The organism is Janthinobacterium sp. 75, from assembly GCF_004365495.1.
Lineage (GTDB): Bacteria > Pseudomonadota > Gammaproteobacteria > Burkholderiales > Burkholderiaceae_D > Janthinobacterium.
In genome coordinates this window covers 948,575-964,394 of record NZ_SORD01000001.1, presented here as the reverse complement: position 1 = coordinate 964,394, position 15,820 = coordinate 948,575, and the positions used below count along the sequence as shown (strand labels likewise).

The following is a 15,820-nucleotide window of genomic DNA, read 5'->3' as shown; positions in this document are numbered from 1 at the left end:
GCCAGCCCTGGCATTACGCCACTTTGCCCCAACATGTGATGCAGCCCCACCGACTATCCGTTTCACCTACCGAAGAGATCCCATACCGCATGAGCACATTTGAAAAAGTCAGCAGCAACTTCATTCCAGTCTTGCAGGCAACCATCGAGCAATATGTCGAGCCGGCAACGGGCATGCGCCATATCCACATGCATACCGAGCAGGCTGAAATGGTGTTCCTGGTGGCCTTTCCCACTGTGCCGGAAGTGAGCGACGGGCGCGCCCACATCCTCGAACACCTGGCACTGTGCGGCTCGTCCCGCTACCCGGTGCGCGACCCCTTCTTCTCGATGCTGCGCCGCTCGACGGCCACCTTCATGAATGCGATGACCTATCCGGACCGCACCGTGTACCCGTTCGCCAGCACCGACCGCAAGGATTTCTTCAACCTGCTGGACGTCTACCTCGATGCCGCCTTCTTCCCGAACCTCGATTACCTGAATTTCCGCCAGGAAGGCTGGCGCCACGCATTCGAAGGCGACAAGCTGGTGTACCAGGGCATCGTCTTCAATGAAATGAAGGGTGCTTTCAACAGCCCCATGCGCGCACTCGACAGCGGCATCGCCAGCGCCTTGCTCAAGGGCACGACGTATGAAGTGGAATCGGGCGGCGATCCGCTGAATATTCCCGAGCTGACGCATGCCATGCTGAAAGAATTCCACGCCAGCCACTACCATCCTTCGCAAGCCGTGATCATGACTGCCGGCAATATCGAAGCGTCGGCCGTGCAGGAACAAGTCGCCGAACGCGTGCTGTCCAAGCTCAGTGGTTTCTCCGAACGCCGCTTGCCGCAACTGGCACCCGCGTGGACCGCGCCGCAGGAAAACATCGTTAAAATTCCTTCGCAGGAAGCGCGCGACGACGAATTCGGCCTGCAATTTGCCTGGCTGATGGGCGAATCGAGCGACCCTATCGCCTATTACCACGCGCATCTGCTGTCGCACGGTTTGCTGGGTGAGTCGTCGGCGCCCGTCATGCGCGCCATGGAATCGGCCGGCTATGGCCGCCCATCGGACATGAATGGCCGCGACGCGGGCATCCGCCAGATGGTGTTCCACATCGGCATGGAAGGTTTGACCCAGGAACAGATCGCCGATGCGCACCAGCGCATCTGGACGGCCCTGGAAGAAACAGCGGAAGAGGGCATACCCGCCGCCGTGCTGCACGCGGCCTTGCGCGACATCAAATACAGCCAGCGCGAAATCAGCAGCGGCCGCATGCCTTACGGCCTGGGCCGCTTGCTGCACGCCTTGCCGCTGGCCATGTATGGCGGCGACGTGATGGACGCCTTCGACAATGCGGCCATCCTGGAAACCCTGGAACAGCAGATCGAAGACCCGGAATTCTTCAAGCAACTGGTGCGCGAGCTGATCGCCAATCCGACCCGTTTGACCACGCACGTGGTACCCGACAGCGCCTACTTCACGGACCGCGCCGCGCAGGAAGACGCCAAGCTGGCGGCCCTGCAAGCGCGCCTGACGGACGCCGAACGCGAACATATCGTGGCCGAGTCCGCCGCCCTGGAAGCGCATCAGCAACTGCCATCGAATTCCGAAGTCTTGCCGCGCATCCGCCCTGGCGACGTCAGCGCCTCGCCGCGCCCGGCCCTGCCGATTCCGCCCGCCGTCGATGGCGCCGTGGCGTTTTCCATCGCCTCGAACGGCATCAGCTATGCCAACGTGCTGTACGACGTGTCGAGCTTGCCGGAAGCATCGTGGCCCTGGTTGCGTTTGTACACGGACCTGGCGCCGGAACTGGGCGTGGGCGACATGTCGTTCGACGACGCCAGCGCCTGGCGCCAGAGCATGGTGCCTTCGTTCCACATCGGCCTGGAAGCCATTCCCCGCCCACAGCAAGCGATGCGCGTGGAACTGTCGTTCTCGGCCAGCGGCTTGCGCGAGGAACATGCGGCGATTGCCGCCGTGCTGTCGGCCTGGATCGCCAAGCCCCGCTTCGATGAAGAAGAGCGCCTGGCCTTCCTGATCGAAAGCCTGGTGCAAGACAAATTGAGCAGCCTGGCCGAATCGGGCAACCGCTACGCCATGCTGGCCTCGGCAGCACCGCTGTCGCCCACGCGCCGATTCGACGACATCGTCGGCGGCCCTGCGGCATTGCCGTTCTACCGCCGTTTGCAGCAACTGAGCAAGAGCTCGGCAGGCTTGCAGGAAATCGCCCGCGAACTCGACACCCTGCACGCGCACATCATCGCCCAGGCGCCAACCGTGCTGTGCGCGGGCCTGGAGCAGGATGGCATCGCCCTGGCCCGTTTGCTGGAATTGCCAGCGGCCAGCGTCGACACCGCTGTCCCTGCGGACACGGAAATGCCAGCGCCAGCAGCATTACCGCTGGCCAACACGGCCCTGCATGCGACGAGCCAGATCAACCATTGCTTCGTTTCGTGGGCCGTGCCCGGCGTGCACAATCCGGACGCCTCGGCCCTGGCTGTCGCCGCCGAACTGATGACCAACCAGGTGCTGCATACGGCCCTGCGCGAAAAAGGCGGCGCGTATGGCGGCAGCGCCAGCTATGCGGCCGGCGCCGGCACGTTTACCCTGAGTTCCTACCGCGATCCGCGCCTGGCCGGCACGTTTGCCGACTTCGGCACGACCCTGGATCAAATCCTCGACGGCGATTTCTCGCAAGAGCAAGTGGAAGAGGCCATCATCTGCGTCATCAAGGGCCTGGACAAGCCGCACTCGCCGTACGCGGAAGCGCTCACAGCGTGGAACATGCAGCAGCGGGGCACGACAGAAGCCGTGCGCCAGCAATTCCGCAGCGGCGTGCTCAATTGCACCCTGGCGCAGATCAAGGACGTGACGCGCACCTGGCTGAAAAACGGCCAGCAGAGCCGCGCCGCGTTTGCGGGCAACACGACGCAAGACCTGGCCGGGCTGGAAGTGGTCGATTTATTGGCGCTGGCCAGCTAAGGCGTGGGCTTAACAAGTGTTTTGACTTGGCTGTTGCAACGCCTGACAAAACCGTAGCGAGCGGCAGTGATTTGTGGCCGAGAAGCGCAACCGTACTCTGTACGGGGGCGCCGAGCCGGTGAGCATCGCCGGCTGCAAAGCGCGACCCGCAGTAGGTTTGGTCAGGCGTTTCCAGGTACGGCGCTCGGCTCCATGAACATCAACTCCCATTGATGACCATCGGGATCCTGGAAACTGTGGCCATACATGAAGCCGAAATCGATCGGCTCCTTGTAGATGCTGCCGCCCGCCTGGACGGCCTTCGCCACCAGGTCATCGACTTCGCCGCGGCTCTCGGCCGACAAACACACGAGCACTTCCGTCGCCACCTTGGTATCGCACAGCTGCTTGGGCGTGAATTGCTTGAATTTGTCGTGCGTCAACAGCATCACGAAAATGTCGTCGGTGACGATCATGCACGTCGCCGTTTCATCCGTGAAATGGGCATTGAAACTGAAGCCCAGCGCCGTGAAAAAGGCCACGGAACGCTCGAGCGACTGGACGGGCAGATTGACAAAGATTTTGCGGGCCATCATGTCTCCTTGAGTTGAGATGAAAAATGCTGCCCGCCGATTCTACACCGGCTTTTCAGCCCCTCGCGCGCGCCACGGTCTTGGGCGCGTAGCCGAAATGGCGGCTGAACGCGGCGCTGAAATTGGCCGGGTGACGGTAGCCCGTTTGCCAGCCCGCCTGCGCCACCTGGCAACCATTTTCCAATAACAACTTTGCCCGCTGCATGCGCAGCGCCAGCAAGGTGCGCTGGGGACTGTCGTTGTAGCGGTAGCGCCATCCCTGCTTGAACTTGAACAAACTCAGCCCCACTTGCGCGCACAGGTAATCGAGCGTGAGTGCCTGCGCCATCTGCTCCTGCATCAGCGCATACGCGCGCTCCAGTTTGACAATGTCGGCCTCGAACCAGCGCGGCGCGGACGCGGGCGCTGGCCGCAGTACCCGCAGCTGTTCCGCCAGCAGGCTGAGCACACCGATATGCACGGCCAGCGGGTCCGTCGCGCGCAGCAGCGACCGAGCGTGCAGGGCGGAGGCAGCCGTGGTGGCGGCATGCGCCAGCTGGCGCGCGCCGCCGTTGGGCAGCAGGGAAGTCAAGCCCGCCGGCCAGTAGCGCGCCAGCGCATCTTCGTCGACCAGCACGCGCAATTGCGCCGCCTTTTGATTCGCCTCAAAACGGCGCTCGCCGCTCGTATGGCGAAACGCCGTCACTGTCGTATGGCCGCCCCGGAAACGCAATTGTTCGCCATCGCGCGTGGTGTAGCCGGACGCGCCTTCCAGGCCAATGGTGATGACCATGCCGCCCGCATCGTCATGCTTCGATTGCTCGACAAGCGCGAGCCGCGGACGGTAATCGGAATGCACGAGCAGCAAGCCCTGGTCGACCTGCCTCTGGTCGGCGCGGCACTCGCCGATCCCGGGGTCCAGCTGGCGCCGCGTCCAGCCTGCCGCTTCCCTGTCCTGTTCCCTCATCGCTCCTCCCTGTCCTGGCGCACCGTCGCGCATACGAAATGCACCGTGTCGCATACAAATGCAAATGATAATTATTCTCATTGTTGCATAAAATAGCGTTCATGCACACCTCAATGCCCACCTCGCCGAAAGGAAGCACCATGACGTTCACATCGCAACACACTTTGCAGCCCTACTGGGACCTGGCCGTTGCGCCCGTCCAGGCAGATGGGCTGGCCGCCGCCCTGGAACTGGGCGTTTTCGAGGTACTGGCCACGCCGCACACGCCGGCACAGCTGGCCGCAGCCCTGTCTCTGCATGCGCCGCACACGGCCCTGCTGATGGAATTACTCTGGAGCATGCAGGTGCTGGAACGCGATGCGAACAATGACGAGACACAGCGCTACCGCTGCACAGCCGCCACCTTGCAGTACTTCTGCCGCAACTCTGTTTCTTATTGCGGCGACGCCTGGCTATACCGGCTGCATGCGCTGCGCCATTTCGCCACGCAGTTAGCTACCCTCGTGCGCGACGGCGGCAAAGCGGCGCCATACAACACGGCAAATGCGGTCAACTGGGCTGTTGCCGCGCAGCAGCAGATCGGCCAGGAACAACGCGCCGTCACCATGCGCGCGGCCCTGTCCGTGATGCAGCGCATTGCCCCATTTGCGGACGGCAACACACCGCTGCGCCTGCTCGACCTGGGCGGCGGGCCGGGCTGGGTTGCCATGGCGCTGGCGCAAGCCCATGCGGGCTTGCACGGCTGCGTTTTCGACTGGCCGGAAACGGTGGCCGTGGCAGCCGCGAACATCGCCCATGCGCAACTATCTGACCGCCTGGAAACCTTGGGTGGCGACCTGGACAGCGACGATATCGGCAGCGATTACGATCTGATCTGGTGCTCCTCCGTGCTGCATTTCGTGCCCGACATGGCAGCGGCCTTGCGCAAGATCCATGCGGCACTGAAACCCGGTGGCGTGTTCGTCTGCGTGCAGGCGGAAATCGCGTCAACGCCCTTTGATGCCGCGCGCGTGCTGCCGTATTACTTGCCGATGCGCATGCTGGGCCGGACGGTGACACGGCAGGGTGAACTGGCGCAACTGCTGCGCGACACGGGCTGGCGGCAAGTGGAACAATACAGCGCCAGCGATTTCCCCATGGCGCCCGTACAAGTGCTGATTGCGCGTAGCTAACGATTATCATTTAATAATTATCATTTTTATAGTGGATGGCAACACAAATGCGCTAAGCTATACCTGCAGCGTGGCCGCTGCCTGACGTGGCTCGCCAGCATTGATCGATGTCATCCGCAGCACTCCGCTGCCTCCACAGGGAATTCATCATGAGTCAAACAATTGCAGGGAAAGTCGTCGTCATCACCGGTGCCAGCAGCGGCCTGGGCGAAGCCACCGCGCGCCACCTGGCCGCGCTGGGCGCCTTTGTCGTGCTCGGTGCGCGGCGCATGGATTTGCTCAATACCATCGCCGAGGAAATCACGGCCGCCGGCGGCCAGGCCGCCATTGCCGATACCGACGTCACGGTGCCTGCCGACGTCAAGAATCTGATCGACACGGCGCTGGCCGTATTCGGCAAGGTCGACGTGCTGATCAACAACGCGGGGCTGATGGCCATCGCGCCGATGAGCGCCTTGAAGGTCGATGAGTGGAACAAGATGATCGATATCAACATCAAAGGCGTGTTGAATGGCATCGCCGCCGTCCTGCCATATTTCCAGGCGCAAAATAGCGGCCACTTCATCAACATCTCGTCGGTGGCAGGACAAAAAGTCTTCAGTCCGGGCGGCACCGTCTACAGCGGCACCAAGTTTGCCGTCAGCGCGATTTCGGAAGGCTTGCGCCATGAACTGGCCGCCAGCGGCGGCACCATCCGCACCACCACCATCCTGCCGGGCGCCATCGACACGGAATTGACGGGCGGCAGCAGCCACGCGGAAAGCGCGGCCGGCCTGAAAGAGTTTTACAAGCAAGCCATCCCCGCCGACGCCGTGGCACGCGCCGTGGCGTATGCGATCGGGCAGCCGGACAACGTGAGCATCAATGAAATCGTGCTGCGTCCCACGGTGCAGGAGTTTTAAGCCCCATCTTGCTGCAGCGCCTCGATGATCAGGCTAGAGAGCCGCTCGACGGGCGGCCTGGACACGCTGGAGGCGCGCAGCAGTTCCAGCGACAACGGGGGCAGGGCGGGCAAGCCCGCCGCCACGTGATCCAGCGCGCACACGGAAGAAGGCAAGCCCAGGCTGGTGCGTACCGTTACGCCCAGCCCGGCTGCGGCCGCTGCCCACAACCCTGCCAGGCTAGGACTGGTAAACGCCGTGCGCCAGGCGATGCCGGCCCCATCGAGCGCCTGCGTGGCGCAGCGCTGGAACAGGCAATCGCGGTCGAACGTAATGAGCGGCAAGGGCTCGCCCGATTCGGGACGCCAGGCCAGGCTGGATGAGGCGATCCAGCGCATGGACGGTTCGGCAATATGCTGGCGCTGCTGCAGCGGATACTCAGCCACGTCGGCGCTGCAGGCGCCACCCCACAGCAGGGCCAGGTCCAGCTGTCCCATGGACAGGCCTTGCATCAAGGCCGTGTTGCGCGCCACGTGCGCCTCGATGCGCACTTTCGGATGCGCGCGGGCAAAGCGCCCCAGCACGTCGGGCAGCAAGGCTTCGCCAAAATCCTCTTGCAAGCCGAGCCTGATCCAGCCTTCCAGTTCCGCGCCGCGCAGGGCGACGGCCGCCTCGTCATTGAGTTCCAGCAAGCGGCGCGCATAGCCAAGCAGCACTTCGCCGGCCGGCGTCAGCGCCAGCCCCCGTCCATCCTTGCGGAACAGGGGCATGCCCGCCTGTTCCTCAAGTTTTTTCAGCTGCGCGCTGACGGCCGAGGTGGAGCGGCCTACCTTGTCCGCCGCGCGGGCAAAGCTGCCCAGGTCGATGCCTGCCACATAGCTGCGCAGGAAGGCGATGTCGAAATTCAGCAGGCTCATGGCATCAATGCAATCGTCCGATTTTATGGGATTGTTTATCGTAAATTATCTGATATTCAGAATGATCGTAGCGCGCAACACTGTCAGGGTCAACCACTTTCCTTTCCCTGCCATGACCACCAGCTGCCCTGCCGTTTCCCTTCCTGTCACTCCGCCCGCGCTCGGCGATGCCCACCGCTGGAAAGTGCTGGCCGTGGGCGTGGCGGCCAACGCCAGCTTTTCTGCCGCCGCCAACGGCATGCCCACGACGGCCATCTGGCTACGCAGCGGCTATCACCTGAGCAATACAGAACTGGGCGTGGCGCTGGGCGCCATGGGCCTGGGAGTGGCCCTGACCGAATTGCCATGGGGCATGGCCACCGACCGCTGGGGCGACCGTCCCGTGCTGCTGACGGGCTTGCTTGGCACCATGCTGGCCTTGCTGGCCCTGCTGCTGTGGATTACGCCCGCTGGGGGCACGGTGCCGCCGTTATGGGCACTGGCGGCGGGGCTGGCATTGGTCGGCGTGCTGGGCGGCAGCGTGAACGGCGCCAGCGGCCGCGCCGTGATGCGCTGGTTCGGCACGGGCGAACGGGGTTTCGCCATGAGCATCCGCCAGACGGCCGTGCCGCTGGGCGGCGGCCTCGGCGCCCTCATCCTGCCCAGCCTGGCATCGCGCTACGGCTTCATGCCCGTGTTTGGCGCCCTGGCCCTCGTATGCGGCCTGTCGGCGTTTTTTACGTGGCGCTGGATGCATGAGCCCGATTTCTCTGCCGAGGCCGCCACGGCCCCGCAAAACGCATCCACGGGCCTGATTGGGGTCAAGCCTGCACCGCCCTTGCAAGGTCCACTCAAAAACCGCAAAGTCTGGCGCTTGGTGGCGGCCATCGGCTTGCTGTGCGTGCCCCAGTTTGCCGTGCTCAGCTACGCCACCGTATTCCTGCACGACCATGGCCACCTGGGCCTGGCCGCCATCACGGCCGTGATGGTGGCCCTGCAGGCGGGCGCCATGGTGATGCGCATCTGGAGCGGACGCCACACGGACCGCCACGCCAACCGGCCCGCCTACCTGCGCGGCTCGTCCCTGGTGGCGCTGGCCTCGTTCGTCTTGTTGGGATGCATCGCCTGGACGGATGCGCCGGGCTGGCTGTTGATGGCCGCCGTGGTGGCCGCCGGCATCGCCGTATCCGCCTGGCATGGCGTGGCCTACACGGAGCTGGCCACGGAAGCGGGCGGCGCCAATGCGGGTACGGCCTTGGGCATGGCGAATACGGCCGTCTACGTGGGCCTGTTCCTCACGCCGATGGCCATCCCGCACCTGCTGGCGGCCAGCAGCTGGCCCGTCGTGTGGTGGCTGGCAGGGCTGGTGGCGCTGTGCACGTGGCCCCTGTTTCCCAGGGCTCAGGGCAGCGGCGAAATCCGGTAGATGCACCGCATGGCGTTCGTCAGCAAATGCTGCTCGCGCACGATGCTCGCGCCCGGCCCCACCACTTCCTGGAACAGCTGCAGTTCGGAGCGGCAAAAGCCCTGGCAGGTACGCGCAGCGGCGCAGATGGGGCAGTGGTCTTCGATCAGCAGCCAGTCGTCGCCATCCGCTTCCACGCGCGCCATATAACCCTCTTCATCGCGCACGGCCGCCAGTTGCTGCAAGCGCGTGGGCAAGTCCGGTGCCGAGCACGCCAATGCATACGCGCTGCGGCTTTCCTCTTCGCGCTGGGTGATGAGTTTATCCAGCCCCGCTTCGCCGAACAGCTGGCGCACCGAACCGATCAGCTTGATCGTCAGCTGCGCATGCGTATCGGGAAAGCGCGCATTGCCCGCTTCCGTCAAGACCCAGTTCTGGCGCGGCCGGCCCGCGCCCGCCTGCGCTTCCTGGCGCCCCTCGATGAGGCCCGCCGCCACCAGCTTTTGCACTTGCTGGCGCGCCGCCTCGCCCGTCATGTCCAGGGTCTTGGCCAAGGTCGCCGTGGAGACGGGTCCCTTGGTCTTGATGAAATACAGAATGCGCTCCGTCGTTTGCGGCGCTTCGCTATTATCCAAACGTTTACTTGTGTAATTCATTTCGCTCAACTATCATGGGGCAAGTTAACCAACTAATCGCTTGCATAATAGGCCGCTAGCTCCCCGCTGTCGAGGAGTTTCCACGTCCGCATGCCGGCAAGACATTCTCTAGACTGGATTTCCCATGCAGCTGCAGCACTCCATCTGGCTGTTTCACGCCATTCTCGCCACCGGCCTGGCCATCTGGCTGACCCTCGCCACCGTCAACAACCTGCACGCCTTCCACGGCGCCGTCTGGGCCATCGGCAACACCATGCGCATGGACCCGCTGCGCCAGGATCCGACCATCCAGACGCCGCTGCTACGCCGCGCGCTCACCTCACTGGCCTTGCACCGGCTATCGCTGGGCGTGGTACTGGCACTGCAACTGCTGGCAGCCATCACCGCCTGGACGGGCGTGGCGCTGTTCTTTGGCGCGTCACTGGCCGATGCGCTGCCCTGGCTAAACCTGGCCTTGTGCGCCATGGCCGCCTTTTTGCTGCTGATGCACCTGGGCGGCCTGTGGTTCGGCTACTGGATCGTCCAGGAAGGCTTGCAGACGACGCACTTGGTGCTGCTGCTGTGGACCATCGGCCTGTTTGTACTCTTTAATTTTCACTTCTAATGCGCAGCGGACCTGACCAGCCTCCGCTGCGCCTCTTCTTCCCGTTGTCTTTATCCCTTTGATTGCTGTAAAGGACTTCATCATGAATACGAAACTCGTCGGCGCTTCCGCGCTGGCCATCACCCTGGCCGTCGCGGGCGCCGTGCTGACCCCGCGTGCTGATTCACAAGCCGCTGCGCATGCGGCCGATGCCGCCTATCCCGCCACCAAGGTGGCGCTGGTCCCCGTCGTGCTGGGCACGCAGGAGCGTTTCTTTGCGGGCGTGGGAGAACTGGAAGCGGCGCGCCAGGTGCAGGTGGCGGCCGAAACGGGCGGACGCGTCACGCATATCCGCTTCGAATCGGGGCAGAGCGTAGCGGCCGGCGCCGTGCTGGTGCAGCTCAATGACGCCACAGAACAGGCGGCCCTGCTGCGCCAGCGCGCGCAGCTGAAAAACGCGGAAAGCAGCCATGCCCGCACGGTGCAGATGGTCAGGGAAAAGGCGGCCACGCAGGAGCAATTGGATAGCGCCCTGGCCGCGCGCGACGCGGCCTTGGGCGACGTGCGTCAGACGGAAGCGCTGATCGCGCAAAAGACCATCCGCGCGCCATTCGCCGGGCAGCTGGGCATCCGCAAGGTCCACGCGGGCCAGTACCTGAATGCGGCCGACACGGTGTCCAGTTTGATCGACACGAAGTCGCTGCTGGTGAACTTCGCCCTCGATGAGCAGAGCAGCGCGAAGCTGGCGCCGGGCCAGGCCGTGCAAGTGCTGGTGGACGCCTACCCCGGCGAAGTTTTTACAGCCAGGATCAACGCCATCGACCCGCTGATCGCCCGCTCACGCATGGTGCAGGTGCAGGCGACGCTGACAAATCCGCGTGGCGCCTTGAAGGCGGGCATGTACGCCAATGTGCGGGTGGCGCGCGAAGCTGGCCAGCAGCTGACGGTGCCGGAAACGGCGGTGACCTACAGCGCGTATGGGGACACGGTCTTCGTGGCGCAGCAGGAGGGCAAGCAGCCGCTCACCGTCAAGCGCGTGGGCGTGAAACTGGGCGAGCGGGCTGGCGGCCGCGTGGCTATCGTTGAAGGCTTGCGGGAGGGCCAGCGCGTGGTCGCTTCAGGCCAGCTGAAACTGGCCGACGGCATGGCCGTGCAAGCGGTGGCCAATACACTGGACGAGGCCAAGCGCGCCGCGCCCAAGGCCGGTTCGTAAGGGAAGGCCGCCACCATGAAATTTACCGATTTATTCGTACGCCGCCCCGTGCTGGCGCTGGTCATCAGCACCCTGATATTGATGCTGGGCGTGATCGCCATCAAGCAGTTGCCGATCCGCCAATATCCGATGCTCGAATCGTCCACCATCACCGTCACCACCAATTATCCGGGCGCCTCGGCGGAACTGATGCAGGGCTTCGTCACGCAGCCGATCGCCCAGGCCGTGTCGTCGGTGGAAGGAATCGATTACCTGACGTCGTCGTCGGTGCAGGGCAGCAGCACGGTGACCGTGCGCATGGAATTGAACCGCGATTCCACGCAGGCCTTGACGGAAGTCATGGCCAAGGTCAACCAGGTACGCTACAAGCTGCCCGAAGGCGCCTTCGATCCTGTCATCGAGCGCTCGGCCGGCGATTCCTCGGCCGTCGCCTACGTCGGCTTTGCCAGCGAGAGCGTGTCCGCGCCGGCGCTGACGGACTACCTGGCGCGCGTAGTGCAGCCGATGTTCGCCACCATCGACGGCGTGGCGAAAGTGGACGTGTATGGCGGCCAGCAACTGGCCATGCGTCTGTGGATCGACCCGGCCAAACTGGCGGCGCGGAGCTTGACGGCGGCCGATGTGGCCGACGCCGTGCGGCGTAACAACTACCAGGCGGCACCCGGAAAAGTGAAGGGCCAATTCGTCGTCTCGAACATCAGCGTTAACACGGATCTGACCAGCGTGGCGGAGTTTCGCGACATGGTCATCACCAAGGGCGGCGATGCAAAAGACAGCGCCGCCCTCGTGCGTTTGAAAGACGTGGGCACGGTGGAACTGGGCGCGGCCGCGACGGAGACGAGCGGCATCATGGACGGCGTGCCGGCCGTGTACCTGGGCCTGTCACCCACGCCGGGCGGCAACCCGCTGGTGATCGTCGACGGCATCAAGAAGCTGCTGCCGGAAATCCAGAAAACCCTGCCACCGGGCGTCAAAGTCGAGCTGGCGTTCGAAACAGCGCGCTTCATCCAGTCCTCCATCGACGAGGTGGCGCACACCCTGCTCGAAGCGCTTCTCATTGTCGTCATCGTGATCTACCTGTGCATGGGTTCCTTGCGCTCGGTGCTCATTCCCGTCGTGACAATTCCGTTGTCGATGCTGGGCGCGGCGGCGCTGATGCTGGCCTTCGGCTTCAGCATCAATCTGCTCACTTTGCTGGCGATGGTGCTGGCCGTGGGCCTGGTGGTCGACGACGCCATCGTGGTGGTGGAAAACGTGCACCGCCATATCGAGGAAGGCAAGACGCCCGTGGCCGCCGCCCTGGTGGGCGCGCGCGAAGTGGCTGGTCCCGTGATCGCCATGACGATCACCCTGGCGGCCGTGTACGCCCCCATCGGCATGATGGGAGGATTGACGGGCGCGCTGTTCAAGGAATTCGCGCTGACGCTGGCCGGCGCCGTGGTGGTGTCGGGCGTGGTGGCGCTCACCTTGTCGCCCGTGATGAGTTCCTTGCTGCTGCAGCCGAAACAGGCGGAAGGGCGCATGGCGCGCGCCGCCGAACACTTCTTCGAAGGCTTGACCACGCGCTATGCGCGCCTGCTGGACCGTTCCTTGCACCACCGCTGGTGGAGCGCCGGCTTCGCCGCGCTGGTGATGGTAAGTTTGCCCTTTTTGTACCTGCTGCCGCAGCGCGAACTGGCGCCGGCGGAAGACCAGGCAAGTGTCTTGACGGCCATCAAGGCGCCGCAGCACGCCAATCTCGATTACGTCGAACGCTTCTCGTACAAGCTCGATGACATCTACAAAAATATCCCCGAAACGGCGTCGCGCTGGATCATCAATGGCGGCGAAGGCCCGGCGTCCAGCATCGGCGGCATCAACCTGACGCCATGGGCCGAGCGCACGCGCAACGCGGCCGTCATCCAGGCCGAATTGCAGCACGCAGTGGGCGACGTGGAAGGCACCAGCATCTTCGCCTTCCAGCTGGCGCCCTTGCCAGGGTCGAGCGGCGGCTTGCCCGTGCAACTGGTCTTGCGCAGTGCGCAGGATTACGCCACCCTGTTCCGCACCATGGAAGACGTCAAGCAGCGCGCACGCGATAGCGGCCTGTTCGCCGTCGTCGACAGCGACCTCGATTACAACAACCCCGTTGTGAAAGTGCGCGTGGACCGTTCAAAAGCCAATAGCCTGGGCATTCGCATGCAGGACATCGGCGAATCGCTGGCCGTGCTGGTGGGCGAGAATTACCTGAACCGCTTCGGCATGGATGGCCGCGCGTATGACGTCATCGCGCAAAGCCCGCGCGAACAGCGATTGACGGCGCAAGCCCTGACGCAGCAGTACGTGCGCGCCGACGATGGCAGCCTGCTTCCCCTGTCGGCCGTCGTGTCGGTGAGCGAGCAGATCGAGCCGAACATGCTGACGCAATTCAACCAGCAAAATGCGGCCACCTTCCAGGGCGTGCCGGCGCCCGGCGTGACCCTGGGCGACGCCGTGGCCTTCCTCGACGGCGTGGCCAAGACTCTGCCACCGGGCTTCAGCTACGACTGGCAATCGGATGCGCGCCAATTCGCCACGGAAGGCAATGCGCTGCTGCTGGCCTTCCTCGCGGCCGTCATCGTGATTTACCTGGTGCTGGCAGCCCAGTATGAAAGCCTGACGGATCCCTTGATCATCCTGATCACCGTGCCCCTGTCGATCTGCGGTGCGCTGATTCCGCTGGCGCTGGGCTACGCCACCGTCAACATCTACACGCAGATCGGCCTCGTGACCCTGATCGGCTTGATCAGCAAGCACGGTATTTTGATGGTGGAATTTGCCAACGAACTGCAGGCGCATGAACAGCTGGACCGCCTCAGCGCCATCCGCAAAGCGGCGCAGATCCGCTTGCGCCCGATTCTGATGACGACGGCCGCCATGGTGGTGGGCCTGGTGCCGCTGCTGTTCGCTTCCGGCGCGGGCGCCAACAGCCGCTTCGGCCTGGGCGTGGTGATCGTGTCGGGCATGTTGATCGGCACCTTCTTCACCCTGTTCGTGCTGCCCACCGTGTACACCTTTTTGGCCCGCCGCCATACGGCCGACCATGCCACGCCACGCGCCCGCGAGCTGTCGCAGGCGCTGAAGGAATCCATATGAAAAATTACCGCTATCTAGTTTCCCTTTTGCCCGTGCTGGCCGGCTGCGCCGTCGGTCCCGCCTACGTCACGCCGGGCACGCCGGCCATCCATCTGGCCAGCCCCCAGCAGGCACAGTTTGCGCCCGCTCAAACGGCGTCCATGAGTGCCGCCTGGTGGACGTTTTTCGATGATGCGCGCCTGTCGCAGCTGATCGCCAGCGCGCTCGAACACAACCTTGATATCGCGCAGGCGCAGGCGAATCTGCTGGCCGCACGCGCCATTTTCGACGAGCGCCGCCTCGACGAACTGCCTGCTGTCACGGGCCATGCGGACTGGCAGCGCCAAGTGCGGCAAGACACGCCCAACAGCCGCGCCGCCAGCGCCAGCACGCGCGTGGGTTTCGACGCGCAATGGGAGATCGACCTGTTCGGCCGCCTGGCGCACATGAGCCGCTCGGCGCAGGCGCGGGCCGACGCGGTGCAGGCGGACTTGCGCCAGGCGCAGCTGACGATCGCCGCCGAAGTGGCACGCAATTACTACGAGGCGCTGGGCTACCAGCAAAACCTGGCGCTGACGCAGGCGCAGGTGCACAGCTGGCGCGATACGGTGGCCCTCATCGATGCGCGCATTCGCGCCGGCAGCGGCTTGCCGGAAGAGCGCCACAACGCGCTGGCCAACCTGGCGCGCAGCGAGGCGGCCATTCCTCCCTTGCAGGCGGGCTTGCGCCAGGCGCAGTACCGGCTCGATGTCTTGAATGGCCAGCAACCTGGCACAGACACTGCGGGCGCCATCGCGCTGGCCACGACGGCACGGCAACAGGCGCCGCTGGCGGGCCAACTGCCCTTGGGCGACGTGAACCAGTTGATCAAGCAGCGCCCCGACGTGGTGCGCGCCGAACGCCTGCTGGCCGCTTCCAGCGAGGACGTGGGGGCCGCCACGGCGGACCTGTATCCGCGCCTGAGCCTCGGTGGCTTCCTGGGATTCTTTGCGTTGCGCGGCAGCGGCGTGTTCGACGGCGGCGCGCGCGCCTTCGAGGTGGCGCCTTCCGTCAGCTATCCGGCGTTTCGCCTAGGCAGCGTGAAGGCACGCTTGCGCGGTACGCAAGCCGAGGCCCAGGGCGCGCTGGCGCGCTATGAGCAAGCGCTGTTGGTGGCGCAGGAAGAGGTGGAAAACGCCGTCACGCAGCTGGCGGAAAACCAGACGCGCCTGGCCTCCTTGCTGCAGTCGGCGCGCCACGGCGATGCGGCTCTCGGCATCGCCAGCACGCGCTATCAGGGTGGCTCCGGCAGCTACCAGGCGGTACTGGAAAACCAGCGCGCCTTGTTCGATATCCGGCGCGAAGCGCTGCTGGCGGAGACAGCGTCCTACATCGATGCGATTGCCCTGTACAAGGCGCTGGGATGGGGGCAAACTATGTGATCTTTTTAGCTTGGAA

At 64.4% G+C, this 15,820-nt stretch carries 12 protein-coding genes; 8 read left to right on the top strand and 4 right to left on the bottom strand.

The features are described from left to right. Positions 1-89: 89 nt before the first annotated feature. Complete coding sequence (locus C8C89_RS04530; protein ID WP_133989000.1) at positions 90-2,966, top strand: insulinase family protein; 2,877 nt, start codon at positions 90-92, stop codon at positions 2,964-2,966. 161 nt (positions 2,967-3,127) lie between these two features. On the opposite strand, the gene C8C89_RS04525 is transcribed toward C8C89_RS04530, so the two are convergent. Both C8C89_RS04525 and C8C89_RS04520 read right to left on the bottom strand, forming a co-directional pair. Continuing rightward, positions 3,128-3,538: a VOC family protein gene (locus C8C89_RS04525; RefSeq protein ID WP_101483317.1), complete on the bottom strand. Its 411-nt coding sequence runs from the start codon at positions 3,536-3,538 to the stop codon at positions 3,128-3,130. Positions 3,539-3,593: 55 nt separating this feature from the next. Beyond that, positions 3,594-4,484 carry an AraC family transcriptional regulator gene (locus C8C89_RS04520; protein ID WP_133988999.1) on the bottom strand — a complete coding sequence of 297 codons (891 nt, stop codon included), beginning with the start codon at positions 4,482-4,484 and terminating at the stop codon, positions 3,594-3,596. 140 nt (positions 4,485-4,624) lie between these two features. On the opposite strand from C8C89_RS04520, the gene C8C89_RS04515 reads away from it, so the two are divergent. Further along, positions 4,625-5,656 (top strand): class I SAM-dependent methyltransferase, encoded by a 1,032-nt coding sequence (locus tag C8C89_RS04515; protein WP_133988998.1) that lies wholly within the window; start codon positions 4,625-4,627, stop codon positions 5,654-5,656. Between the two features lie 149 nt (positions 5,657-5,805). Next, positions 5,806-6,558 carry an SDR family oxidoreductase gene (locus C8C89_RS04510; RefSeq protein ID WP_101483320.1) on the top strand — a complete coding sequence of 251 codons (753 nt, stop codon included), beginning with the start codon at positions 5,806-5,808 and terminating at the stop codon, positions 6,556-6,558. Here the strand turns inward: C8C89_RS04510 and C8C89_RS04505 are convergent. Beyond that, positions 6,555-7,454 (bottom strand): LysR substrate-binding domain-containing protein, encoded by a 900-nt coding sequence (locus C8C89_RS04505; RefSeq protein ID WP_133988997.1) that lies wholly within the window; start codon positions 7,452-7,454, stop codon positions 6,555-6,557. The genes C8C89_RS04510 and C8C89_RS04505 overlap by 4 nt on opposite strands. A 112-nt stretch (positions 7,455-7,566) precedes the next feature. On the opposite strand from C8C89_RS04505, the gene C8C89_RS04500 reads away from it, so the two are divergent. Then, positions 7,567-8,859, top strand: coding sequence for an MFS transporter (locus C8C89_RS04500; RefSeq protein WP_133993137.1), 1,293 nt, complete (start codon positions 7,567-7,569; stop codon positions 8,857-8,859). Here the strand turns inward: C8C89_RS04500 and C8C89_RS04495 are convergent. Next, positions 8,835-9,494 carry a MarR family transcriptional regulator gene (locus C8C89_RS04495; protein WP_133988996.1) on the bottom strand — a complete coding sequence of 220 codons (660 nt, stop codon included), beginning with the start codon at positions 9,492-9,494 and terminating at the stop codon, positions 8,835-8,837. The genes C8C89_RS04500 and C8C89_RS04495 overlap by 25 nt on opposite strands. 124 nt (positions 9,495-9,618) lie before the next feature. On the opposite strand from C8C89_RS04495, the gene C8C89_RS04490 reads away from it, so the two are divergent. The 4 genes from C8C89_RS04490 to C8C89_RS04475 all read left to right on the top strand — a co-directional run bounded on the left by C8C89_RS04490 (position 9,619) and on the right by C8C89_RS04475 (position 15,804). Beyond that, a complete protein-coding gene (locus tag C8C89_RS04490; RefSeq protein ID WP_101483322.1) occupies positions 9,619-10,098 on the top strand; it encodes a DUF2165 family protein in 480 nt (159 codons plus the stop codon). Positions 10,099-10,180: 82 nt separating this feature from the next. Further along, a complete protein-coding gene (locus C8C89_RS04485; RefSeq protein ID WP_133988995.1) occupies positions 10,181-11,290 on the top strand; it encodes an efflux RND transporter periplasmic adaptor subunit in 1,110 nt (369 codons plus the stop codon). A gap of 15 nt (positions 11,291-11,305) precedes the next feature. Next, positions 11,306-14,404, top strand: coding sequence for a MexW/MexI family multidrug efflux RND transporter permease subunit (locus tag C8C89_RS04480; protein WP_133988994.1), 3,099 nt, complete (start codon positions 11,306-11,308; stop codon positions 14,402-14,404). Continuing rightward, positions 14,401-15,804, top strand: a complete 1,404-nt coding sequence (locus C8C89_RS04475; protein WP_133988993.1) for a TolC family protein — start codon at positions 14,401-14,403, stop codon at positions 15,802-15,804. The genes C8C89_RS04480 and C8C89_RS04475 overlap by 4 nt, the downstream gene beginning before the upstream one ends. The last annotated feature ends 16 nt before the right edge of the window (positions 15,805-15,820 follow it).